The following is a 25,628-nucleotide window of genomic DNA, read 5'->3' on the forward strand; positions in this document are numbered from 1 at the left end:
TTTAAAGTGATAAATCCAATAGTCGTGTCGATAACGGTTCCTGTGAGGTTTGCTCGGCTACAATGTCTTTTTCGATCTGTTTGTACCAGACCTGTTCATCCCACAATTCAAATTTATTGAATTGACCGACTAACATGACCTCTTTTGTTAGCCCCGCATGCTGTCTTAGCGTGCTAGCTAACAAAAGACGTCCTGCGCTATCCATTTGGCATTCGCTGGCGTGGCCTAATAACAAACGTTGAACTCGACGTTCCGCAGGATTCATGGAGGACAAAGCCGCTAATTTTAACTCAATCTTTTCCCATTCAGGAAGGGTGTAAAGCAATAAACATGGCTGATTGAGATCAATGGTACAAACCATTTGACCTTCTGAAATCTCACTCAGCGTTGTTCGATAACGGGAAGGAACTGTTATTCGCCCTTTGCTGTCAAGATTAACGAGTGTTGCTCCACGAAACATCCTCATTACCCTCAGCTTTGTAATTTACACCACATTATCCCACAAATCCCCACAAATAGAGTTTACGGATGGTATGAAAACGTTGTCAAGCCAGATATAGGAAGCTTTATTTATATTTACAGTAATTTGATAGGCACACCGAAATGTTTAAATTATCGACAAAAAGGGGAGGGAGACAATTAACACTATGATTAATAGAGATTATTTTTCCAATTCTATTTTTAATCACGAAAGGTAATTATTTATAACGATTACAAGGAGGAAAAATAGATAAAGAAATCATAATCAGTAAATCATGTTTTTTATTATAAAAAACTAATTTATTGCAGCTCATTTACCTTTAGCCAACATAATAATTTGGGGTTGCTTTTATATAAATAAAAATAGTAAGACGATAAAAAATAATTCAATATCATGAAGATAGTTATTTATTTTTTTCTTAAGTTTCCCAAAATAAAATTAATTACTTATTAAATTTAAGCAATATCACTTATGGGTATATCAAAATTTAATCTATTAACTTAGTAAAATGAGAGAAATAGTAAAAAAAGGCTTAAGATTAATCTCAAATTTAATATTCTCTAAGCTATTCGACATTCTTAAATCAAAATAAAGCATCCCCGTTTTAATTTAATAAAACAGGGATGAGTATAAATGCAGATAATTACCAACAGAGTCACATCAATTAACGTGCACGTCCCAAACTGCCTCGACGGCATAAATCACGACGAATACGTGTAATACCCGCTTGCGGTTTTTGTTCTTCTTCAAGACTTGCAAGAACAAGTTCTAACACACGCTCTGCAATATCACGATGTCGTTGAGCGACAGATAAAACAGGACACTCAAGAAAATCCAATAACTCATGATCACCGAAAGTCGCAATAACCAATTGTGTAGGTAAACGGCCACTACGTTGTAATGTCACATCCATAACCCCTTGTAATAAAGCAAAAGAAGTCGTGAATAATGCATCAGGCATTGGATTATTATTTAACCATTCAGAAAAAGCAGCCGCAGCAGCTTCTCGTTCATAGCTATTTGCATATAGGTAGGTAACTTCTCTAGGATCATCTTTCCATACATTACGGAAGCCTTGTTCACGTAAAAAACTCACTGAGAGTTCAGGTAGTGCGCCTAAATAGAGTACGGATTGCGAAGGAAATGCTTTTAGTTCTGTTGCCAACATTTTGGCATCTTCTAAGTCATCACCAACAACACTGATAAAATGCTCACTTTCTAATGCTCGGTCTAATGCAATAATCGGTAATGAGCGATTTGCCCAACGTTGATAGAAAGGATGCTCTGGTGGCAATGCTGTTGAAACAATAATGGCATCAACTTGGCGTTGCAATAAGTGCTCAACACAACGAATTTCGTTGTCTGGTTGGTCTTCTGAACAGGCAATCAGTAATTGATAACCACGTTGACGCGCTTGTCGTTCAAGGTAATTTGCGATCCTGGTATAACTGGTATTTTCCAAATCAGGAATAACCAAACCAATAGAACGCGTACGACCAGCACGTAATCCCGCGGCAACAGCGTTCGGGTGGTAATTATGCTCTCTGACCACCGCCATCACTTTTTCAACAGTCTTGTCACTTACACGGTACTGTTTCGCTTTACCATTAATGACATAACTTGCTGTTGTTCGTGAAACACCAGCCAAGCGGGCGATTTCATCCAGTTTCACATTAGCCTCTTTTAATTATTAAATGTATTATTTATTACATATTGCTATGAATTTCAGTCATCATGCTGATCTGATTTTGCATTTTAACACAATTTACTGATAAAACCGTATGCGTCAACGTTTCCGTTTATGTCTTTTATCAATTATTTCAATCATCGTTATCTATCAATAAGTAATTTCAAAAGAAAAAAGCACCATTTAGGTGCTTTTTCATCAAAAAAATTAATCTTGATACATTAATTCGATTTCGTTTCGATAACGTTCAGAAATAATTTTACGGCGAAGTTTCAATGTTGGTGTTAACTCACCCGATTCCATTGAAAAGCCTTCAGCAAGAAGAGTAAAGCGCTTAACTTGATGAAAACTTGCAAAGTTTTTTTGCATTTCACGTAAACGTTCATCAAATAACTCTTTAATTTTGGTATGGCGTAATAATTCTATACGATCTTTATATTTTAAATTTAATGCGCGCGCATGTTCTTCTAATGCATCAAAACAAGGTACAATAAGTGCAGAAACAAATTTACGCGTATCAGCAATCACCGCAATATGCTCAATAAAACGGTCTTGCCCTAATGTTCCTTCGATCATTTGTGGTGCAATATATTTACCATTTGACGTTTTCATTAAATCTTTCAAACGTTCCGTGATAAATAACATGCCATCACTATCAAGTGCGCCAGCGTCTCCTGTACGTAACCAACCATCTTCTGTAAAGGCTGCCGCCGTATCTTCAGGCTTATTGAAATACCCTTTCATGACAATGCTGCCACGTACTTGAATTTCATTTTCTGCACCAATACGCACTTCAACGCCCGGCAATGGTGTACCAATAGAGCCTAACTTATATTTATTCTCTTCCCAGCATGAAACAGTGGCACAGGTTTCTGTCATACCATAGCCGTATTTAATATTAATACCGGCAGCCAAGAAGAAACGGATCACTGCATCATCTAAACGAGCCCCTGCCGCTGGTAAAAAGCGAACACGCCCACCTAGAATTTGACGCAATGGATTTAATACTTTTTTATCTGCAAAGCGATAACATAAGCGAGAAATAAACCCTTGCTGACGCTGATTCAGTTGTGCTTCACGCTGTTTTTCGCCCTGCTTTATCGCCCATTTAAAGATAAATTGACGAAACACAGATGCTTGAGACACTTTCTCTTGAATAGCGCTATACACTTTTTCATAAAAGCGAGGAACAGCACACATCACCGTAGGTTTAACCGCACTCATAGCCTCTCTCACAGCGTGAGTGTCTGTTAAATACACATTAACCGCGCCAGTGTGCATCACATAGAAGCTCCACGCGCGTTCAAAAACGTGAGAAAGAGGTAAAAAACAGAGCGAAACATCTTTATCAGATAATGAGAGACGCTCATCATGAAGATAAAGCTGTGATGCCAAACTCGTATAATCAAGCATAACGCCTTTAGGTTCACCTGTTGTTCCTGACGTATAAATCAAAGTAAACAGGTCATCTAGACTGCATTCATTAATACGTTGTTTTAACACTTCGTCATGCTGAAATTGTGTCTGGTTAATTAAATCTTCCAGATAGCATGAAGGTGTGTTTTCGTTTAACACAACATCGGAGTTAAACACAATAATATGTTCAAGCTGAGGACATAACGCTAATAATTCAGAAACAATATCGTATTGCTTTTGGTCGCCAACAAAAAGAATGCGGATATTCGCATCATTTAAAATATAAGCGGCTTGTTCAACACTACTTGTTGCATAAAGAGGAACGGTTACTGCACGTAGTTGTAAAGAAGCAATATCAGCCAAAGACCAATCAATGGTATTTTGAGAAAAGATCCCAATGTTTTCTTGGACATTTACACCCATTTCTAACAATGCATTTGAGAGCGCATGTGTTTTCTTTTCAACCAACTCCCATGACATTTCGATATTGCGCTTAGCATCCCACTGACGATAAGCAATTTTATTCCCGCTGTGCAAAAACTGCATCTGCAATCTTCTAATTATATGATAATCATGAAGATTATTATTAGTTATCATAATTTTCCTGCTATTTATGGAAAAGCGGCCGTGTTATGAAACTGAAACGGAGAAAATCTCTCTCTTACAATTTCAGCTTACACTTGTTCGCTGAGTCGGATAAAAGTCTAAGTGATCCACCAAAATAAAGGAATGCAATTTTACATAAATTTGTAAAATTGTGAGTTATGAAAAGTTTTGTCAGAAAAGGCTATCTCATCACAGTGAGGTAATTAAATTTTATGATCTTATTTTTTATGGAAAGCTAAAAAGAAAAGCTGATAAATAACAATGGGTAATTGTCATAACTTAATCAATGACAATAGAAAGAGAGGGATATTATTGTAAAAAGATAGGTTTAACATAGTAATAATACGAATAAGAGTCATTATTACAAAGAAAGGGCAAAAATAGTGACAGCAATCCAATTTAGTTTATCTACTGCATAAACACCATCTTGGCCATTAGCTGATTAACTAACGTTATCTGCCACTATTTCTGCATAATTAGTAATAAATACTAATTATGAGCGAAAACACTCTAGTTTTGACAAACTTCACTTAATAAATTTTTCATCCACAAGTGGCCTTTATCACGCGCTGTTGACTCATGCCAAATCAAGTAACATGGACGCTCTGTTTTATCCCAAGGTAACGACACGGCTTTAATATCTAATTGTTCAGAATAACTCTCAACTAACCATTTTGGTGCAATGGCAACCAAATAAGTTCTAGAAACAATATTTAATACACTATTTAAATCGGTTCCTTGATAAGTGATTAAATCTTCTAATTGAGTATTTTTATAATAAGATGTACTAAATGAACCAATATCATCTAAAGAAACAATGGAATGTTGCTCATTTAATAACATCTCTTTAGTTACACTCTCTTTAATACGAGGATGTTTATTAGAAACGACCAAAACAACTTCATCATTAAATAGTGGTTGTGAATGAAATTCAGACTTTTCAAATTCCTTATAGCTAATAAAAAATTCAACTTCTTGATATTTTAATTGGTGTTCTATATTGCTATTTAAATAAGATTTGATATTAACGTTAATATTAGGTGTTTCATTTTTAATTTGTTCAACTATTTTTGGTGCTAATTTTATATCTAGAGGGCTACAAATAGATAAATTAAATATACGCTCACTTTGTTCTGGTTCAAATCCAGCCCCTGGAAGCTCATTATGAACCAACTGTAAGGCTTGTCTCACAGGACCAAAAAGTTGTTTAGCTCTTAACGTAGGCTGAATTCCTCGTCCATAACGAACAAATAATTCGTCATTAAACATAATTTTAAGGCGAGATACTGCATTACTTACTGCGGGTTGTGACATGCCCAATACTTGCGCAGCACGGGTGACATTTTGCATTTGCATAACAGCATCAAATACCGTTAATAAATTAAGATCAACATTACGTAAATGCATATCTGTTGATTCTCTGCTGGTAACTGTTGCTGATGTGTAATCCGTCATTTCTTACTCCACTATGTTATCATAATAGCAAAATAAATATTATTAACTGAGATATTATTAATAATAGATAGGCTTCAACTATTACTTAAACTATTTATTAAAATTTATTATTCATCATCCATGAATATAACTAAACACATAAGTTTCATATCAATAAAAAAACGTATTTCATATAAGTGATGAAATTTGACATTAAAATTACATGTATAGAAAATGATTATATCAATATATATTACAACCTGTTTTACCTTCTGCCTTGCAAATAATAAAACAAAGTATGATAAAAATCATAATAAAATAATGTACTTTCATTCCTAAAATAGGTATCTGATAGCCATCATCATTAATAATACAATGATTTTTATTCTTACATTCAAAACGTTGCTCACATTCCTCAATCTTCCCCTCTCTAACTGGCTCTTTTCTCTCTCTCAACTAGCTGGTTAAAAAAAAAGCAAACAATCGTTTAATTTTTCATTTCACTCTTTTTCAAACAACGTATGGCACATTAACCCAATCAATGAATACTTAATAGTTATAATCATTAGTAAAAATTTAGATATTAGTCAGAATCACTATATATATTTTATAAATAACACTCATAAATGAATTAATAAATTCCAACGCTTGACATCTTTATTGGTATTAGGTATCAATAAATACAGATTATTGAGAACTTATCTAAGGATGTTTCATGTTAAACGCAATTTTACTATCAAGCCTACTACTACTCGCAACTTTTATGCGCGGTCGGCTTATGGGTAAAAAGTGAAACACACCTGCCCTTAGAGAGAAAACCCGCGCTAGTCGCGGGTTTTTTTATACCTGGGAGAGCGCAAACAGCCAATAAAAAGAGAAAGGAACAGATTATGAGCAACGACGTGATTATTTTTGATACCACATTGAGAGATGGCGAACAAGCATTGCAGGCGAGCTTAAGCGTAAAAGAGAAGTTACAAATTGCTTACGCTTTAGAGCGTTTAGGTGTGGATATCATTGAAGCGGGCTTTCCTGTTTCTTCTCCTGGTGATTTTGAATCCGTCCAAACCATTGCACGCGAAATCAAAAATAGCCGTATTTGTGCATTAGCACGCTGTGTTGATAACGATATTGATGTTGCAGCAGAGTCTTTAAAAGTCGCTGAAGCTTTTCGTATCCACGTATTCTTGGCAACCTCGGCATTGCATGCTGAACACAAATTAAAAAAATCATTCGAAGATATTATTGAGATGGGCGTGAATTCGATAAAGCGCGCACGTCGCTACACCGATGACGTGGAATTCTCTTGCGAAGATGCAGGTCGTACTCATATCGATAATTTATGTCGAATTGTTGAAAGTGCAATTAATGCTGGCGCAACCACCATTAATATTCCAGATACCGTAGGTTATACAACTCCTTATCAATTTGGTGGCATTATCACCAACTTGTTTGAGCGTGTTCCCAATATTGATAAAGCTATTATTTCTGTTCATTGTCATGATGATTTAGGCATGGCAGTTGCTAACTCAATTACCGCAGTACAAGCAGGTGCAAGACAAGTAGAAGGGACAATTAATGGCTTAGGCGAGCGCGCGGGCAACTGTGCATTAGAAGAAGTCATTATGGCGATAAAAGTCCGTGAACAAATGATGAATGTTCAAACACGGATTAATCACAAAGAAATTTATCGTACCAGTCAATTAGTCAGCCAATTATGTAATACGCCAATTCATGCTAATAAATCTGTTGTTGGCTCCAATGCATTCGCGCATTCATCGGGTATTCACCAAGATGGCGTTTTGAAAAATCGCGAAACCTACGAAATCATGACACCAGAATCTATCGGATTAAAAGAAGTGCAATTGAATTTAACTTCTCGCTCAGGCCGTGCTGCAGTTAAACACCGAATGGAAGAGATGGGTTATCGCGAAACAGATTATAACTTGGATACTTTATATTCTGCCTTCTTACGTTTAGCCGATAAAAAAGGCCAAGTCTTTGATTACGATTTAGAAGCTTTAGCATTTATGGGACAACAGCAACAAGAGCCTGATGAGTTTGTAATGAACTATTTTAATACTCAATCGGGTTCATCAACCGTTGCTACAGCAAGTGTCAGTATTACCCATGGTGACAAAGAAATTACTGAAGCAGCTACCGGTAATGGTCCCGTTGATGCAGTTTATCAAGCTATCTCTCGTGCAACAGGTTATCCATTAAAATTAGTCACTTACCAATTAACCGCTAAAGGTGAAGGTAGGGACGCTTTAGGACAAGTTGACATCGTCGTTGAATATCAAGGACGTAAATTTCATGGAATGGGTTTAGAAACTGACATCGTAGGTTCATCCGCGAATGCCATGATCCACGTTATCAATAGCATTTGGCGCTCAGAGCAAGTCGAAATAGAAAAACGCAAACAACATACAACACAAGAAGCGGTTTAATTATGTCAAAAAATTATCATATTGCAGTATTACCCGGAGATGGTATTGGCCCTGAAGTCATGGCTCAAGCACAAAAAGTGATGAAGGCGATCAGTGAGCGTTTCTCACTTAATATCACAACAAAAGAATATGATATCGGTGGCATTGCCATTGATAATCATGGCACTCCGTTACCAGCAGATACCTTAGCTGGTTGTGAACAAGCTGATGCAATTTTATTTGGTTCAGTAGGTGGCCCTAAATGGGAACATTTACCTGCAAATGAACAGCCAGAACGTGGGGCTTTATTGCCATTACGCAAGCATTTTAAATTGTTCTGCAATTTACGCCCAGCACGCTTATATGAAGGCTTAGAAGCCTACTGCCCATTACGTTCTGATATCGCCCAACGTGGTTTTGATATTTTATGTGTACGTGAATTAACAGGCGGTATCTACTTCGGTCAGCCTAAAGGTCGTGAAGGTGAAGGCGCACAAGAGCGTGCTTTTGATACTGAAGTTTATCATCGTTATGAGATTGAACGTATTGCACGCTTTGCATTTGAATCGGCACGTAAACGCCGTCATAAAGTAACCTCTATTGATAAAGCTAACGTATTACAAAGCTCTATTTTATGGCGTGAAGTTGTCACTGGGATCGCAAAAGAATATCCAGATGTTGAAATTCAGCATATGTATATTGATAACGCAACAATGCAGTTAATTAAAGATCCTTCTCAATTCGATGTGTTGCTGTGCTCCAATATTTTTGGCGATATTTTATCGGATGAATGCGCAATGATCACAGGCTCTATGGGGATGTTACCATCTGCCAGTGTTAACGAAGAGCGCTTTGGTTTATATGAACCCGCAGGAGGCTCTGCGCCTGATATAGCAGGTAAAAACATTGCAAACCCAATTGCACAAATTATGTCTGCCGCACTGTTATTACGCTATAGCTTTAATGAAGATAATGCAGCTCAAGCTATTGAAGATGCAATCACTCAAGTATTAGCAGAAGGCTATCGCACCGCAGATTTAGCCGGCAATGGCAGCGCAATCACAACCGCCGAAATGGGTGATCGTATCGCTCAGTATATTCGTGAAGGGGCATAACATGGGTAAAACATTATATCAAAAAATTTATGATGCACATGTTGTCAGAGAAGTGAGTGATGAAACACCCATTTTGTATATCGATAGACATTTAGTGCATGAAGTGACATCACCTCAAGCCTTTGATGGGTTAAGAACAAAAGGTCGCCCTGTCCGTCAACCGAATAAAACCTTTGCAACAATGGATCACAACGTATCAACTCAAACTAAAGATATTAATGCTTGTGGTGATATGGCGAGAATTCAAATGCAAGAGTTGATGAAAAACTGCCAAGAATTTGGCGTTACGCTGTATGACTTAAACCATCCTTATCAAGGGATTGTTCACGTAATGGGGCCAGAGCAAGGCTTAACCTTACCGGGAATGACCATTGTTTGTGGTGACTCACATACTGCAACTCATGGTGCCTTTGGTTCATTAGCTTTTGGTATTGGAACTTCAGAAGTTGAACACGTTTTAGCAACTCAAACTTTAAAACAGTCTCGCGCTAAAACATTAAAAATTGAAGTTCAGGGTAAAACCGCTATTGGGATCACGGCGAAAGATATCGTATTAGCCATTATCGGCAAATTAGGTAGTGCCGGTGGTACGGGCTATATCGTTGAGTTTGCAGGTGAAGCCATTGAAGCATTAAGCATGGAAGGTCGAATGACTTTATGCAATATGGCGATTGAAATGGGGGCTAAAGCAGGCTTAGTAGCGCCAGATGACACCACTTTTGACTACTTAAAAGGGCGTCAATTTGCACCTAAAGATCAATCTTGGGATGAAGCCGTCGCTTATTGGAGAACCTTAAAATCTGACAATGATGCAACTTTCGATGCCACAGTCACTATTAATGCGGCTGATATTGCGCCACAAGTCACATGGGGTACCAATCCAGGGCAAGTTATTGCTATTGACCAAATAGTCCCATTATTAAATAGCTTTAATGATCCCGTTGAACGCGCTTCTGCTGAAAAAGCCTTGGCCTATATGGGATTAAATGAAGGCGTCAACTTAACAGATGTCACTATCGATAAAGTCTTTATTGGCTCTTGTACAAACTCACGTATTGAAGATTTACGAGCAGCTGCTGAAATCGCAAAAGGCCATAAAGTTGCGCCTCATGTTCAAGCGATTGTAGTTCCGGGTTCAGGCCCTGTTAAAGCGCAAGCTGAAGCAGAAGGCTTAGATAAAATCTTTATTGAAGCAGGTTTTGAATGGCGTTTACCGGGCTGTTCAATGTGTTTAGCGATGAATAACGACCGATTAAATCCGGGCGAACGTTGCGCATCCACCAGCAATCGTAATTTTGAAGGTCGCCAAGGTCGTGGAGGCCGAACACACTTAGTCAGTCCTGCAATGGCGGCAGCGGCAGCGATTAATGGTCATTTTGCAGATATTCGTACATTTTCTGTGGCATCTTAAGGGAGAACATAATGAATAAATTTACTCAACACACGGGTATTGCGGTTCCTTTAGATGCAGCAAATGTAGATACCGACGCCATTATTCCTAAGCAATTTTTGCAGAAAGTAACACGTACTGGCTTTGGTAAGCACCTATTTCATGATTGGCGTTTTTTGGATGATGAAGGCACTAAGCCTAATCCTGCGTTTATTTTGAATCAGCCAATTTACCAAGGTGCTTCTATTTTATTGGCACGAGAAAACTTTGGTTGTGGATCATCTCGTGAACACGCGCCTTGGGCATTAACTGATTATGGTTTTCACGCTGTTATCGCCCCTAGTTTTGCTGATATTTTTTACGGGAATTCATTTAACAATCAATTATTACCAATCAAATTAAGTGATGATGAAGTCTCACAATTATTTGATTGGGTAAAAGAACATGCAGGCACACCCATTACCGTAGATTTAGTGGCACAAGAGGTCAGAGCGGGTGAATTACATTTCTCTTTTGAAATCGATTCATTTCGCCGCCACTGCATGATTGAAGGGTTAGACAGCATTGGATTAACACTGCAACACCAAGATGATATTAGTGCTTACGAGGCAAAACAACCTGCCTTTATGCGCTAATTAGAGCAATTTTCACCTTCTTCTACTTTCTGTGATGTTTACTTTGTCATTCTTGCCGTAAATTCGTTTACGGCTTTTTTTTGCCCCAAAACCCCTTCCTATAAATAGCCAATAAAAAAGCCAGTGATAAATTATCACTGGCCGGTAATCACCGAATGCTCAAATGGGGGAGTCTGTCAGTATTCGTAATTTGTGATAACTAACATGAGAGCTAACTTTAAACACAATCATTATCGGTCTAATATAAGGAAATTAAAATTGATCACTTTATCAAGGGATTTCCTCTTTTATGACATCACCCCGCTTAGAGTTACAATTTATTCGCTTATGGCAAGCCTTTCAGGGGAAAGCAACCGAAACAACGTTACAAGAATTAGCACAAACTCTGCATTGCACGCGTCGTCATGTCCGCTCTTTATTAAATAAGATGCAAGAAATAGGTTGGATAAATTGGCAAGCAGAAGTCGGTCGAGGTAAAAAATCCACACTTATTTTTCATTCTAATGCACTTGAGATCCAACAAAATCGCGCTGAAAGACTGATAGCAGAGAATGATATTGAAAAGCTTGTCGCATTAATGGGTGATAAAGATTCAGTTCGCCAAATGGTGCTTTCACAGATTGAAAAAAGCTTTCATCCTGGTCAACAATTACTGCGTATTATTTACTATCGTCCTTTTAGGAATTTATTACCGGGAACACCATTAAGACGTTCTGAATTGCATTTAATGAGTCAGATATTTAATTCATTAGTGCATCTAAAAGAGGAAAATGGGGAAGTCGAAGCCGAGTTAGCTCATCATTGGCAAATGATCACAGAGCAACATTGGCGATTTTATTTACGTCCTTCTATCTATTTCCATCATGGTCGTGAGCTCACCCTTGAAGATATCAGTGCTTCTTTAATGAGAATGAAACACTGCAATCCTCTTTATGCGCATATAGAACAAATTTCCTCGCCTCAACCTTATGTGCTAGATATTTTCTTAAGCGAAGCTGATAAGCAATTTGCAACGTTATTAGGAAGTCCACAAGCCGTTATTTTACCGCAAGAATGGGCATCACTCCCTTCTTTTGCACAACGTCCTGTTGGTACAGGTGCCTATCAAGTTATCGCTAATGATAAACATAAGCTGCAAATCAAAGCCTTTAATCGCTATTTTGGCTTACGGGCATTATTAGATGAAATTGATATTTGGGTAGTTCCAGAACTGAATAACAAAATGGTCTGTTCAACTATTCATTTAACAGATGATGATACTAATAAAGATTCGCTAGAAAGCCGTAAAGAGGAAGGATGTTATTTCCTTCTCTATGATAGTCGCTCAAAGCAGTGTCAACAGACTGAAATAAGGGAATGGTTAAGCAGTGTATTAACCCCTGTTAATATGCTGACACATTGTGATCCTTTCTATCAACGCCATTGGTCTCCTGCTTATGGATTATTACTTCATTGGCATCACAGTAAATTAATCCGCCAACATCCCAAACCGGCTTCATTAACAAAACTGACCGTCACTCTTTATAAAGAGCATCATGAATACAGCACTATTGCAGATTTAATAAAAAGTATTTTATCTCAGTATGATATCGAACTTACCATTCAAGTGCTTGATTATGAGCAATGGTATTACGGTGAAGCTGACAGTGATATTTGGTTAGCGACAGTGAATTTTTATAAGCCTTTAGAGTTCTCAATTTTTGCCGCACTTTATGAATTACCCCTCTTTCACCAATGTCTGGGAGCATCGTTTTCACAAGAGCTCACACTATGGCACCAAAAATCCTTGCCACTGGAAGAGTGGTGTCGCCAATTAACACAAGATATTTGGCTTTATCCTCTATTTCACCATTTACTAGAGCTACAAGGGCAGAGAACCATACGAGGTGTCAAAATGAATACCTTTGGCTGGTTTGATTTTAAATCAGCATGGTTTACGCCTGATATCGATACACTAAAATAGGTTATCATCTCTTTTCAGTGTTCAAATTAACCATTATTTGTGTTAATTCACAGAAATCTTGAAAGTTATAAACACCCACATAAACACTTAGGGGATTTATTCACTTTTTCTGTGGATATCTATGTGAAAAAGAGTGAGATAATCAGGGTATAGTTTTTGTATTGTTAGGAAGGCTGTTGATACAATTTTTAAAATATCACTTATAATTCAAATTAGTAGCCAAATTTTAATGCCTATTTCAGCGATTGGATAAAACAATTAAAAGACCCCCTCGCTTAAATCGTACAAAAAATAATCGCAGGGTGTTTTATCCACAGGTTATGCCGATTAGTTAGACAAAATAGGATAATTTTGGCAAATATCTGTAAAAGTCAAGGCTGTAAATCAGAACAGTGATCTCACTTTCTGTGAGTTATCCCATAAAGCTGTGGATAACCTAGTGTAAAAGCCTGTTTATGATTTCAGGATAACCGTGCACAACTTGGAATTATAAATTTCAATTAGCGAATTAACTCAAAAAAATGATGATATATCATGCTATTATGATTTAAATAAAATAAAGCTAAATGCGTTATCAATAATCCGTTTTTTCTGTCTATTATTTATACAAGAAGATAATAACTATGTTTACACCACCAGTCGCCCCCGAAAATGAGCAGGTTTTATTCGAACGAGCAAAAGCGCTTGCGGGTTATACTTTTGGTGAACTTGCCACTTTTGCACAACTCCCTATCCCAAACGATCTTAAAAGAGATAAAGGTTGGGTAGGTATGTTGTTGGAATATTATTTAGGCGCAAGTGCAGGCAGCAAACCTGAACAAGATTTCAGTGAATTGGGCATTGAGCTAAAAACAATTCCAATTGATAGATTGGGTATGCCTTTAGAAACCACTTTTGTCTGTGTCGCAGCGTTGACCGGAAACAGTGGTATTACATGGAAAAATAGCCATGTAAAACGTAAGCTCTCAAAAGTGTTATGGGTACCTGTTGAAGGAGAAAGGGAAATACCATTAGCACAACGTCGCGTCGCCTCTCCGTTACTTTGGAGCCCAAATAGTACTGAAGAAGAACTATTACGTCATGATTGGGAGGAGCTAATGGATATGATTGTGTTAGGTAAAGTAGAAAGCATTACCGCACGTCACGGACAAGTCTTACAAATCCGTCCCAAAGCCGCAAACAGTAAAGCATTAACAGAAGCTATTGGTGAAGATGGACAACGTATTATGACCTTACCCAGAGGCTTCTATTTAAAAAAGAATTTTACCGCTCCTCTGCTTGCTCGTTATTTTCAGCTTTAATTCTTAGCTCTCAAAAATACTTAATTTGTACATAGATAAGATGTAAAAAAAGCGATACCTAATAGATATCGCTTTATCTTTATTATCTGGGGTTAACAGAAATTATTTTTTTGCTGCTTGCAGATATAACATATCAAGAGCAATAGTTGCTCCTGCAAGTGCTGTAATATCCGATTGATCATAAGCTGGAGAAACTTCAACTAAATCCATGCCGACAATATTTAACGGTTGTAATGCACGTAAGATCTTCAGTGCTTTATCTGTTGTTAAACCGCCTACAACAGGTGTTCCTGTTCCTGGTGCAAACGCAGGATCAAGACAGTCGATATCAAAAGTCAGATAAACAGGCAGATCACCAACAATACCTTTGATCTGATCAACAAGATCAGTTACACCACGATCGTTAACTTGTGCGGCATCCAATACAGTGAAACCATTATCACTGTCATGATCAGTACGAATACCTATTTGAACAGAGTGGTTAGGATCGATTAATCCTTCATTTGGTGCATGAAAGAACATTGTACCGTGGTCAAATTTACTGCCATTACCATAAGTATCAGTATGCGCATCAAAATGAACTAATGCCATCTTACCGAAGTGTTTTGCATGGGCACGTAATAAAGGTAATGTGACAAAATGGTCACCACCAAACGTTAAGCACTTTTTACCTGCGGCTAATAACTTCTCTGTATGAGCTTGTAATTTATCGCTCATATCTTGTGCATCACCGAAGTTAAACACTAAGTCACCACAATCGACAACGCTTAAACGTTCACGCATATCAAAATCCCACGGCCAGCGATTACCTTCCCACGCTAAATTCGTTGAAATTTGACGAATAGCACCTGGTCCATGACGAGTTCCTGCACGACCCGATGTTGCCATATCAAAAGGCACACCCGTAATAACCCAATCTGCATCACTGCTATAAGGCTGAAAATTCAGTGGAAAACGTAAAAAACCAAATGCATTAGAGATCAATGAATTATCAGTCTCATTACCTAACGTACTATTTTTCATGCTATTACCTCTGTTACTTATTTAAAATAAGCAACATACAAATCAATATGATAGATAAAGAGTGATGTTTAATAACATCACTCCTGCATTGGAAAGTGAAGAATTACTCTTCTTCTTCCAGATACGTATAACCGTATAAACCACTTTCAAATTCAGTCAGGAATTGCTCTTGTAACGCTTCATCTAACTGTGCATTTTTTACTTGGGTGCGGAAACGATCTAACAGCACGGTAGGATTTAACTTAACGTACTGAAGCATATCAGCAACTGTGTCGCCCTCTTCACTTTGCACGTAAGTTAAATTGCCTTTCTCATCAAGGTAAACGTCAACAGCTGCCGTATCACCAAATAAGTTATGCATATTGCCTAAAATTTCCTGATAAGCCCCTACCATAAAGAAGCCGATCATTGGTGGATATTCAGGATCATAAGCTGGCATTGGCATTGTTGTTTCAACACCATCACCATCAACATAATGGTCAATAATACCATCTGAGTCACAAGTGATATCGAGTAACACAGCGCGACGATCGAGTGGTTTATCTAACCCTTCAATCGGTAATACTGGGAATAACTGGTCAATACCCCATGCATCAGGTAAAGATTGGAACAATGAGAAGTTAACATAGAACTTATCTGACATACGTTCTTGTAACTCATCAATAATAGGACGATGGGCACGATTGCTTGGATCTAAATCGTACTGAATACGACGACAGATATTCAAATACAGCTCTTCTGCCCATGCACGCTCTGTCAGGCTTAACATACCGTGAACATATTGAGTATGCACATCATGTAAGTCTAATTGGCTATCGTGTAACCATTCACGTAATGAACGGCTATGCCCCTTTGTTTGCATCTCTTCCCATGTTTCCCAAAGACTTGCAATCGGTCTTGCAGCATCATCTTCAGGTGGTGTAATTGCCGTAAATTCATTACGTTCAACACCAATCACATTAGAAATTAATACAGTATGGTGTGCGGTTAATGCACGACCTGATTCAGTAATAACGGTTGGATGTGGTAAATCATTTTCATCACACGCGTCACCTATCGCCCAAATAACGTTATTCGCATATTCATTAAGGCCATAGTTAACAGAGCAATCAGATTGTGAGCGTGTACCTTCATAGTCCACACCTAAACCACCACCCACATCGAAATACTGAATATTCACGCCCAGTTTATGCAGTTCAACATAGAAGCGTGCAGATTCACGAACACCAGTTGCGATATCACGGATATTCGCCATTTGTGATCCCAAATGGAAATGCAGTAATTGCAGGCTATCTAAGCGGTCAGCTTGGCGTAACATATCAATTAATTGCAGAACTTGTGTCGCGGCTAAACCAAATTTTGATTTTTCACCACCACTTGCCTGCCATTTGCCTGATCCCTGAGAAGCAAGACGAGCGCGAACGCCTAAGCGTGGAATAACTTCTAAACGTTCAGCTTCTTCAAGAACCATTTTAATCTCAGACATTTTCTCAATGACTAAGAAAACTTTATGCCCAAGTTTTTCACCAGTGAGTGCTAGACGAATATACTCACGGTCTTTATAACCATTACAAACAATCACAGAACTTGTCATATTAGCATGAGCAAGTACTGCCATTAATTCTGCTTTAGAGCCAGCCTCTAGGCCTAAAGGCTCTCCTGCATTTACTAATGACTCAATAACACGACGTTGTTGGTTAACTTTAATTGGATAAACTAAAAAATAGTCACCTTTATAACCATAAGATTCACGCGCACGATGAAACGCGGCATTAATCGAACGTAAACGATGTTGTAGTATTTGAGGGAAGCAAAAAAGCGCTGGTAAACGCAGGTTCGATTGCTCTTCTTGAACTCGTTTAACCAATTCGGTTAAATCAAAAGTTGCATCAGGAACATCAGGATTAGGACAAACGCTAATATTTCCCCGATTATTCGCTAAATAGTAACCGCCACCCCAATATGCAATATTATAGGTCTGCTGCATCTTACGAGCGATGTTATCATTCATGACATTCTCCTTAGGGAGTATGAGTTTATACCTTGCCTGTCACCATAGTAGTCAATTATCCGACAAAAATCTGAAACGACTGATAAATAACAGTTGGAAGTAATGGCTCACTATATATTTTTATATGATTATCCAGCTATACGCAGGACATAATAGTAGAAAGTTCTCGAGTTAACCTATAACGAGTTAACACAATCACCTATTGGCAAGTAACAGACAACTTCGCTCTAAAGAGAAAGAGCTCAAAGAGGAAATCACTCTAGATATACTACGTGTATAGTATTGACGAGTACTGTTTTGGTTTTTGAAAAGACTAACCTGTAGACAATGGATCATTACCCATTCACTCCACACATGGCTTAAACCTATAAGCCATTTCCCTAACAGAGAAACAGGATCAGAAATCCTGCGGTTTACACTGTGTTCAGATTTCACAGTAACCGCGAGGTTATACCTTTAGTTAGTTAAAAATGCAAAGCAAAAAGTACAAAAAACTTTTTTTTCTCTCATCTCTATTTTCTTGATACAAAAATAGTGGGCAATAAAGAATAAGATTAACTGTTTGATTCTGCTTTATCCCTATATTTGATTAAAAAAAGCTGGAATTAAAGAGAGAAGAGTCATAAAATAGACGTCTAGATGTTAAAACATCCATCCTTAAACCGTTTGTATTAAGGTAACGAGATATAATGACTACACACCTTTTTACTTCTGAATCAGTCTCAGAAGGTCATCCAGATAAAATTGCAGATCAGATTTCTGATGCTGTTCTGGATGCAATTTTAGAACAAGATCCAAAAGCACGCGTTGCCTGCGAAACTTACGTTAAGACAGGCATGGTTATGGTAGGCGGAGAAATTACCACCAAAGCTTGGGTCGATATCGAAGAAATTACACGTAACACTGTTCGTGAAATCGGCTATACCAGTTCCGACATGGGCTTTGATGCTAATTCCTGCGCAGTTATCAGTGCGATTGGTAAACAATCACCTGATATCAACCAAGGCGTTGACCGTGCAAATCCATTAGAACAAGGCGCTGGCGACCAAGGTTTAATGTTTGGTTATGCGACCAACGAAACTGACGTATTAATGCCAGCTCCAATTACTTATGCTCATCGTTTAGTTCAACGCCAAGCACAAGTGCGTAAAAGTGGCACTTTACCTTGGTTACGTCCTGATGCGAAAAGCCAAATTACCTTTCAATACGACAACAATAAAGTTGTTGGTATTGATGCTGTTGTATTATCAACTCAGCATTCTGAAGAAATTTCACAAAAAGATCTGCATGAAGCAGTGATGGAAGAGATCATTAAACCTATACTGCCAGCAGAATGGTTAAATGAACAAACTAAATATTTCATCAACCCAACAGGCCGTTTTGTTATCGGTGGACCAATGGGTGACTGTGGTTTAACCGGTCGTAAAATCATTGTTGATACTTATGGCGGTATGGCTCGTCATGGTGGCGGTGCTTTCTCTGGTAAAGATCCATCGAAAGTTGACCGTTCAGCAGCTTATGCTGCTCGTTACGTTGCTAAAAATATCGTGGCAGCAGGTTTAGCCGATCGTTGTGAAATTCAAGTTTCTTACGCAATCGGTGTGGCAGAGCCAACATCAATTATGGTAGAAACATTTGGTACTGAAAAAGTCCCAACAGCACAGCTTATCTTGTTAGTGCGTGAATTCTTTGACTTACGTCCTTACGGATTAATTCAAATGTTAGATTTACTGCACCCAATCTACCAAAAAACGGCTGCTTACGGTCACTTTGGTCGCCCTGAATTCCCTTGGGAAGCAACAGATAAAGCTGAAATCTTACGTGAAGCAGCAGGCTTAAAATAAGTCTCTTGCCAATAACATCACGTAATTGATTTTGATAAGACCACATCAGGAATAGATGTGGTTTTTTTATGGGCTTCTATTTATAAACCTCATAAAAAAACCCCGCAATCATACGGGGGTCTCAATAGGAGAAAACGAGAACATAAATTTATGATGAAACTGTTTCCTATAAAAAATTAGTTAGGATAATTAATCCACTCACCTCCATTTAACTTGATATAAGACTGCCCTTGATAATCAACCACAACCGTAGCTTGGTTTTCCGCGACATTGGCAGTTTGAGGAAGCTCACTGGCTAATTTATTCCAATCAATAACAGATTGGTTAAAAACATCACCATTCACATTACGAGAAATAAGTTCAGAAATAGCCAAATAGCTGCTAGGTTCATCGACAATCACAGGAGGATAAAATTGTGCTCTATCTTTTATTCCGGTGAAACGGATACCAACAGGAACGGTAGTAATACTTTGGCTTGGAATATCTCTTAACCCTGACATTTGTGTCTTATCACCTTGTAACGCTGCACCATGCTCAGGCACGATCACCACCATCACTTTTCTTCCTTTCTTATCAAGCTCATTCATAAAACCATCTAAGTTATCAAGTAATGTAGAAGCGCGTTTGCCGTAATCAGCAGTGCTATTTTCGCCTACATAACGGTTACCATCATGTAATGACACCAAGTTCACAAAGGTTACAGAGCGACTCTCATTAGACTGTTCACGCGCTTTCAACCAACGTTGTAATGTTTCCTTATCGTTGTAAATTTTGGTGCCATCAAATGCGGTAATTTGATGAGAAAGATTTTCTTGATCTTGTAAAGCGATATTAAGATCACCGAGTTGCTGAACTTCTTTAAGGTAATTACCAAATTTCCCGTTATGATCGAGAACCAATTTCTTGGCAAATCCCAACGAAGCCAGATTATTCATCAGCAAACATTGTGCATCTGCGGGATCGTATAAATCAGAGTGGTGAGTCTGGCCACAACTCGCGCGTAATAATCTTAATGATGCAGGACCGCTATAAGAAGATACGGTATTAAATTGACTAAATAACACATCAAAGTTACCCCAAATAGGGTGTTCTTGTAGCCCAACAGCTGCCGCATCAGCAGTAGAAAGTGAACAAATATTAATAATTAAGATATCAAAAGGCTGAGCATTGGCTGCTAACTGCGCAGGAAATGGTGTTGTACGTTTTTTCTCATAAGCATAAAACTGTGTTAACCAATCATCCAATACCTTATTATTGACCTTCAGTTTTTGTGGTGGATAAACAGTATTAATAGCTTCTTTAGTCGGTACAACTTCAGGAGAAACTTGCGGTTCAACTGATGCTGGTAATACTTCAGGCGCTTTGGCTACTACCGTGTTTTTTTCTGTACTAATGTTACTTTCTTGCATAAAAGAATTAGCGGAAACAGCAGGCACTACACCTTGAGAAAAATGAGTAAACCCACCAAGATTTAGCCACAATACCCCCGCAATAATAAAAACGGATACCCTCATCCACTGTTCAATAAAAAGGTAGCCCACTAACAAAATAAAGGCGACACCTATCATTTTAATATTAATAAAGTTAACAGTTAACTCAACAAGATAATCAAAGGAAAACTGTTTAAGCTGTCCACCTTGTGCAAGAACCGTTGAAAAGCTGGGTAACCAAGTATCGTGGTAAAATAATATTATCCCTATTGGGATAGCGGCCCAATTACGCATTTTATGCCAAATATTTTTTGGTAATGGGAATAATAAAAAGGCAAGAAAAAGTAAATTGCTAAAAGCATCAAAATTTAAATAACCATACCAAAGTAAAACAAACTTTAGTAAAAAATAGAAATTCCATGCCCCCAACCCATGCCAGTAATGTAAAAAATCGAACTGGGTTGTATTAGATTTGTTCATTTTGATTTCCTACTCTTTAGTATAAATAAATCCAACTCGACAGTTATATGATTACTCATATCTGTCTTTTTATTACTTCTGATATTTAATTAACTACTAAATAAACATATAAGAGAATATTCATTTAAAACCAAGTAAAAACCCTTAAATAAAAAAAACAAAAAATCTCATCAGGAAATACTGACCTCTCATATAAAATAAAGATAATGACAAAAACCAACTTATTTAAGCTGTATTTAAAAATAAAACAATCAACGTTCTATTTATATAATAGCGTCTATTTTTAAAAATGATGATTTATTTACATTAAATAATGAAACACAGAGTTATCTTATTTTTATATTTCGAAACAAACACAAAACAAAGTACACACCACCAACAACACGTAACAATCAATAAACATAAATAGCAATAAATAAACAATAAGCTCAATATAAAAACACAAGTAATCACTAAAAGACTAAAAAATAATGATTTTTATATTAAAAATGACATAGGTCAATATACAATAACGATCATCGGATTTGAATAATTTAATATATTGTTATAAACAGCCAATTTACATTTCTTTTTATTACTTTATTTTGTAGCTAAACCCTTCCAGTTGTTATTTAATTAACGTAATTAAAAAAACAAAGAAATATAAATAAAAAAAGAAAATCGATAACCATCATTCATAAAAAAAAGATAAAAAATATCTATTTTATGTGTTTTTACGTAATTGAAATAATGAAATTTAAAGCATACTCTAAAATAGAAGACTTAAATAAATAGAATTCACAATTAATTAACTAATATTTTATCGAGATTTTAATTTTGATATAAAATTATTTTCCTTTTTTTAGAGATTATTAAAATGAAAAATGAAAGTTTTATTAACTCAAATATAAAAATAGAAAAAAATAATCTAAATAAAGACATTGATAAACTAAAAAATTTATTTTCATTAAATAACTATCACTATCAGGATATTAATAAAGAAGAAGGAAATAGTGTGCTTATTTATCGCTGGCCATTACTTAATGCATTTCATTACATGACTAAATGAGGCTAACTATGCCACTTATTGTATTAAAAGGACTCAGAGGTGGAACGGGTACAACGTCCACAGCAATTGCGCTTGCTCGACAATTTAATCAACAAAATAAAGAAGTGCTTATTATTGATAATTGCACTGAAAATATTTTGTCTTTTTATTTTCCTGCACAACAAAAAAACACCACATTAAGTCAGGCATTATTAGCAGAAACACCAATAGAGGAGAATATTTTTTACTATCGACCACATTACCAAGTGTTACCTTTTGGTTTGGTTAATATGAAGGATAATTTGCTCTTACAATTGTCATTTTCAGCAAAACAACATCTCAGCCATTTTTTAACGACATTTATTCAGCTACACCCTGATACCATTATTTTAATGGATTTACAGCATGCAGAAGACGCTCTTTTCACACCTTGGATAGAAAAAGCGGATATTTTTTTCACTGTAGCAATGGCAGAAAGCAACTGCCATATTCGCCTTAACCAGCACGAATTTATTGAAAATGAATACGTTCTGATTAACCAATTTCGTGCCACCAGCCAAATTCATCAAGATTTTTATCAATTTTGGCAAACGACGCCATTTCCATTATGCCCTGTCGTTCTTCATCGAGATGAAGCCTCACTAGAGGCCTGTGCCTCACGTTTACCTTTATATGATTACCGAGCTAATTGCATGTTAGTAGAAGAAATATCGCAACTCGCTCAATGGTGTTTTTCGTTATTTGAGAGGAAAAAAGGACAGCCATAATGCCATCATCTTACGATGCTACGAAAAAAGTCGAAAAGAATATGACACAACACATTCTTATTCGTTATTACAAGTTTTATCGCCATAACGGTGCATCTCGTAGCGCGGCTATTATTAGCGAGCTATTTATGGGCATTATGTGGTTTTTTTTACGGATGGAATCCCCTTTTTGGCGGAGAATTGCCAGAAAACAACGAGAGCTATATCCCCATATTGATCCGCGTTGCCCCAAAGTTTTCGATCCTCTACGCTATTTGTTGCAAAGTATTTGGCTAGCCTGTCATTATGTCGCGCATTTGCTGATTAAAAAACCCACTCAACTAATTTCCTATATTCGAAAAATATACAAAAAACTCTTTGTTCATGTCACCCCTATCGCAATTGACATCATTGAACATAAGAAAAAAACCACACCATTTTGGCAGTATGCTCTCTATTCCGTCATCGCTATTTTTGCCATTTTCTTTATTTTACTCAGTATCACTCAGCCGTTTGATCTTACGTTCCAGTTTGTTTTTGTAATTGTTCTTTGGTTAGTTGCCTTAGCTATCCGCGATATTCCGGGGCGTTTCTCTTCAATCGCAATGGTTATGTTGGCATTGACAATTGCATGCCGATATATTTGGTGGCGTTATCAATCAACCCTTTATTGGATTGATAATTTCAGCTTATTTTGCGGTTTACTGCTTTTATTGGCTGAAACTTATGCCTGGTGTGTGTTATTCCTCAGTTTTATGCAATGTATTTGGCCATTGCATCGAAAACCCGTTTCTATGCCTGAAGACATTACACAATGGCAAAGTGTTGATATTTTCATTCCTACCTATAACGAAGATTTACAAGTTGTTAAACCAACAATCTATGCCAGTTTAAATTTAGATTGGCCTAAAGATAAGCTCACTATTTATCTGCTTGATGATGGTGATCGTCCTGAATTTAAAGCATTTGCTCAAGAATTGGGTATTCGTTATATCGCACGAGAAAAACACGATTTTGCTAAAGCAGGTAATATCAATCATGCTTTAACACTCGCTACAGGCGAATTTGTCGCTATCTTTGACTGTGACCATATTCCAACACGCTCATTTCTACAATTTACGATGGGATGGTTTTTAAAAGATGAAAAAATGGCATTGGTACAAACACCTCACCATTTTTTCTCACCCGATCCTTTTGAACGTAACTTAGGTAATTTCCGTGAAACGCCGAATGAAGGCACACTCTTTTACGGATTAGTTCAAGATGGTAATGACACTTGGAATGCAGCGTTTTTCTGTGGTTCATGTGCCGTTTTACGTCGTACTGCATTGGATGAAATTGGTGGTATTGCCGTTGAAACGGTTACAGAAGATGCACATACCTCATTACGCTTACACCGTCATGGCTGGAGATCAGCTTATATTCGTATCCCACAAGCCGCAGGTTTAGCGACTGAATCATTATCCGCGCATATAGGCCAACGTATTCGGTGGGCAAGAGGAATGGTGCAAATATTCCGCCTTGATAACCCACTCTTTGGTAAAGGTTTGAGCCTGCCACAACGTCTTTGTTACTTAAATGCGATGTTGCACTTTTTTTCTGGCATTCCACGGATGGTTTTCTTACTTGCACCACTGACGTTTCTTTTTTTCCATGCCTATATCATTTATGCACCTGCGGTTGCCATCGCCCTCTATGTTGTGCCGTATTTGATCCATATTTCACTCGCAAGTGCGAAGTTACAAGGTGCTTATCGCCACTCATTTTGGGGTGAAGTTTATGAAACGATTTTGGCGTGGTACACCACTCGCCCTGTGTTAAGTACCCTTTTCTCTCCTCATAAAGGAACTTTCAACGTTACAGGCAAAGGTGGCGTGATGGAAGAAGGCTTTGTCGATTGGCGAATTAATCGCCCTTATTTACTCTTTCTCAACCTGAATTTACTAGGTATTTTGTTTGCCTTTTGGCGCATTGCAACAGGCGATCCTGATGAAGCTTGGGCTGTTGTTATGTGTTTATTGTGGGTTTGCTATAACCTTATCTTACTGGGTGTTGCAATTGCAGTTTCTGTTGAAACAAAGCAACAACGCCGTTTTCCTCGCGTTCGCGTTAAAGTTCCTGCCATGTTGTTGTTAAATAATGGCTCTCTCTATCGCTGTTATCTCTATGATTTTTCTGATAATAGCTGTGCCATTCTATTACCTGATCATGTCACTCTTTCACTCTCTCCAAATGAAAGTCTTACTCTGTTACTCAGTGAAAATCAGCGTGAATATGCCTTTAAAGCCAATATTTCACGTGTTGATGGGCAAATTATTGGGTTACAACTTCTTGAAATGACGACACAAAAAGCTATCCAATTTACCGCTTGTACTTTTGAGCGAGCCGATACTTGGGCTGATTGGCAAAACGAACTTCCAGCCGACAGGCCTTTAAGCAGTCTCAAAAATATTATTTTTATCAGCATGCAAGGTTATAACACCTTGTTAAAGCGTGCTCCTTACTTTATTTACGCCACATTTCGCTTACTCGGTTTGTTTTTGCTATGGCTTTCATCGTTACTCCCTCAACGCGTTAATGTTTCACAAATATTTCATCAGTCTTGAAAGA

At 37.4% G+C, this 25,628-nt stretch carries 17 protein-coding genes; 10 read left to right on the forward strand and 7 right to left on the reverse strand.

All coding sequences use genetic code 11. The features are described 5' to 3' along the window. Position 1: 1 nt before the first annotated feature. The 4 genes from mraZ to leuO form a co-directional block, all read right to left on the reverse strand. Complete coding sequence (gene mraZ / locus GTH25_RS12905; protein ID WP_075670769.1) at positions 2–460, reverse strand: division/cell wall cluster transcriptional repressor MraZ; 459 nt, start codon at positions 458–460, stop codon at positions 2–4. A 685-nt stretch (positions 461–1,145) separates the two neighbouring features. Next, positions 1,146–2,153: a catabolite repressor/activator gene (gene cra, locus GTH25_RS12910; RefSeq protein WP_075670767.1), complete on the reverse strand. Its 1,008-nt coding sequence runs from the start codon at positions 2,151–2,153 to the stop codon at positions 1,146–1,148. Positions 2,154–2,375: 222 nt separating this feature from the next. After that, complete coding sequence (locus tag GTH25_RS12915; RefSeq protein ID WP_075670765.1) at positions 2,376–4,181, reverse strand: AMP-dependent synthetase/ligase; 1,806 nt, start codon at positions 4,179–4,181, stop codon at positions 2,376–2,378. A gap of 519 nt (positions 4,182–4,700) precedes the next feature. After that, a complete protein-coding gene (gene leuO, locus GTH25_RS12920; RefSeq protein ID WP_075670763.1) occupies positions 4,701–5,645 on the reverse strand; it encodes a transcriptional regulator LeuO in 945 nt (314 codons plus the stop codon). An 869-nt stretch (positions 5,646–6,514) separates the two neighbouring features. On the opposite strand from leuO, the gene leuA reads away from it, so the two are divergent. From leuA to mutH, 6 genes are all read left to right on the forward strand, one after another. Further along, positions 6,515–8,074: a 2-isopropylmalate synthase gene (leuA, locus tag GTH25_RS12925; protein ID WP_023581485.1), complete on the forward strand. Its 1,560-nt coding sequence runs from the start codon at positions 6,515–6,517 to the stop codon at positions 8,072–8,074. Positions 8,075–8,076: 2 nt separating this feature from the next. After that, on the forward strand, positions 8,077–9,168 hold the full coding sequence (leuB, locus tag GTH25_RS12930; RefSeq protein ID WP_164530623.1) for a 3-isopropylmalate dehydrogenase: 1,092 nt from the start codon (positions 8,077–8,079) through the stop codon (positions 9,166–9,168). Position 9,169: 1 nt separating this feature from the next. Then, positions 9,170–10,579, forward strand: a complete 1,410-nt coding sequence (leuC, locus tag GTH25_RS12935; RefSeq protein WP_075670757.1) for a 3-isopropylmalate dehydratase large subunit — start codon at positions 9,170–9,172, stop codon at positions 10,577–10,579. Positions 10,580–10,587: 8 nt separating this feature from the next. Beyond that, positions 10,588–11,193 carry a 3-isopropylmalate dehydratase small subunit gene (gene leuD / locus GTH25_RS12940; RefSeq protein ID WP_099659304.1) on the forward strand — a complete coding sequence of 202 codons (606 nt, stop codon included), beginning with the start codon at positions 10,588–10,590 and terminating at the stop codon, positions 11,191–11,193. 289 nt (positions 11,194–11,482) lie between these two features. Continuing rightward, positions 11,483–13,156 (forward strand): HTH-type transcriptional regulator SgrR, encoded by a 1,674-nt coding sequence (gene sgrR, locus GTH25_RS12945; RefSeq protein ID WP_075670753.1) that lies wholly within the window; start codon positions 11,483–11,485, stop codon positions 13,154–13,156. A 623-nt stretch (positions 13,157–13,779) separates the two neighbouring features. Further along, on the forward strand, positions 13,780–14,457 hold the full coding sequence (mutH, locus tag GTH25_RS12950; protein WP_164530624.1) for a DNA mismatch repair endonuclease MutH: 678 nt from the start codon (positions 13,780–13,782) through the stop codon (positions 14,455–14,457). A gap of 102 nt (positions 14,458–14,559) precedes the next feature. Here mutH and speB read toward each other — a convergent pair whose 3' ends face one another. Both speB and speA read right to left on the reverse strand, forming a co-directional pair. Beyond that, positions 14,560–15,480, reverse strand: a complete 921-nt coding sequence (gene speB / locus GTH25_RS12955; RefSeq protein ID WP_036912424.1) for an agmatinase — start codon at positions 15,478–15,480, stop codon at positions 14,560–14,562. Positions 15,481–15,583: 103 nt separating this feature from the next. Continuing rightward, positions 15,584–17,491, reverse strand: coding sequence for a biosynthetic arginine decarboxylase (gene speA / locus GTH25_RS12960; protein WP_075670749.1), 1,908 nt, complete (start codon positions 17,489–17,491; stop codon positions 15,584–15,586). Between the two features lie 689 nt (positions 17,492–18,180). Here speA and metK point away from each other — a divergent pair. Continuing rightward, positions 18,181–19,335, forward strand: coding sequence for a methionine adenosyltransferase (gene metK, locus GTH25_RS12965; protein WP_075670747.1), 1,155 nt, complete (start codon positions 18,181–18,183; stop codon positions 19,333–19,335). 176 nt (positions 19,336–19,511) lie between these two features. Here the strand turns inward: metK and bcsG are convergent, their stop codons facing one another. Further along, entirely contained in the window at positions 19,512–21,245 is a 1,734-nt protein-coding gene (gene bcsG, locus GTH25_RS12970; RefSeq protein WP_099659300.1) for a cellulose biosynthesis protein BcsG, read from the reverse strand. Positions 21,246–22,101: 856 nt separating this feature from the next. Between bcsG and bcsR the strand changes: the two genes are divergently transcribed. Genes bcsR through bcsA form a run of 3 tightly spaced genes read left to right on the forward strand, consistent with a single transcriptional unit; the run spans position 22,102 to position 25,624 of the window. After that, entirely contained in the window at positions 22,102–22,293 is a 192-nt protein-coding gene (gene bcsR, locus GTH25_RS12975) for a cellulose biosynthesis protein BcsR (RefSeq protein ID WP_075670743.1), read from the forward strand. Positions 22,294–22,301: 8 nt separating this feature from the next. Continuing rightward, positions 22,302–23,039 (forward strand): cellulose synthase operon protein YhjQ/BcsQ, encoded by a 738-nt coding sequence (locus GTH25_RS12980; RefSeq protein ID WP_099659299.1) that lies wholly within the window; start codon positions 22,302–22,304, stop codon positions 23,037–23,039. A 41-nt stretch (positions 23,040–23,080) separates the two neighbouring features. Further along, positions 23,081–25,624: a UDP-forming cellulose synthase catalytic subunit gene (bcsA, locus tag GTH25_RS12985; RefSeq protein WP_075670938.1), complete on the forward strand. Its 2,544-nt coding sequence runs from the start codon at positions 23,081–23,083 to the stop codon at positions 25,622–25,624. The last annotated feature ends 4 nt before the right edge of the window (positions 25,625–25,628 follow it).

The sequence above is a fragment of the Proteus terrae subsp. cibarius genome (assembly GCF_011045835.1).
Lineage (GTDB): Bacteria > Pseudomonadota > Gammaproteobacteria > Enterobacterales > Enterobacteriaceae > Proteus > Proteus cibarius.

Coding starts and splice junctions, on each gene's coding strand:
- mraZ (WP_075670769.1), bottom strand. CDS start 460: ATGTTTCGTGGAGCAACACTCGTTAATCTTGACAGCAAAGGGCGAATA.
- GTH25_RS12915 (WP_075670765.1), bottom strand. CDS start 4,181: ATGATAACTAATAATAATCTTCATGATTATCATATAATTAGAAGATTG.
- leuO (WP_075670763.1), bottom strand. CDS start 5,645: ATGACGGATTACACATCAGCAACAGTTACCAGCAGAGAATCAACAGAT.
- leuA (WP_023581485.1), top strand. CDS start 6,515: ATGAGCAACGACGTGATTATTTTTGATACCACATTGAGAGATGGCGAA.
- leuB (WP_164530623.1), top strand. CDS start 8,077: ATGTCAAAAAATTATCATATTGCAGTATTACCCGGAGATGGTATTGGC.
- leuC (WP_075670757.1), top strand. CDS start 9,170: ATGGGTAAAACATTATATCAAAAAATTTATGATGCACATGTTGTCAGA.
- sgrR (WP_075670753.1), top strand. CDS start 11,483: ATGACATCACCCCGCTTAGAGTTACAATTTATTCGCTTATGGCAAGCC.
- mutH (WP_164530624.1), top strand. CDS start 13,780: ATGTTTACACCACCAGTCGCCCCCGAAAATGAGCAGGTTTTATTCGAA.
- speB (WP_036912424.1), bottom strand. CDS start 15,480: ATGAAAAATAGTACGTTAGGTAATGAGACTGATAATTCATTGATCTCT.
- speA (WP_075670749.1), bottom strand. CDS start 17,491: ATGAATGATAACATCGCTCGTAAGATGCAGCAGACCTATAATATTGCA.
- metK (WP_075670747.1), top strand. CDS start 18,181: ATGACTACACACCTTTTTACTTCTGAATCAGTCTCAGAAGGTCATCCA.
- bcsG (WP_099659300.1), bottom strand. CDS start 21,245: ATGAACAAATCTAATACAACCCAGTTCGATTTTTTACATTACTGGCAT.
- bcsR (WP_075670743.1), top strand. CDS start 22,102: ATGAAAAATGAAAGTTTTATTAACTCAAATATAAAAATAGAAAAAAAT.
- GTH25_RS12980 (WP_099659299.1), top strand. CDS start 22,302: ATGCCACTTATTGTATTAAAAGGACTCAGAGGTGGAACGGGTACAACG.
- bcsA (WP_075670938.1), top strand. CDS start 23,081: ATGACACAACACATTCTTATTCGTTATTACAAGTTTTATCGCCATAAC.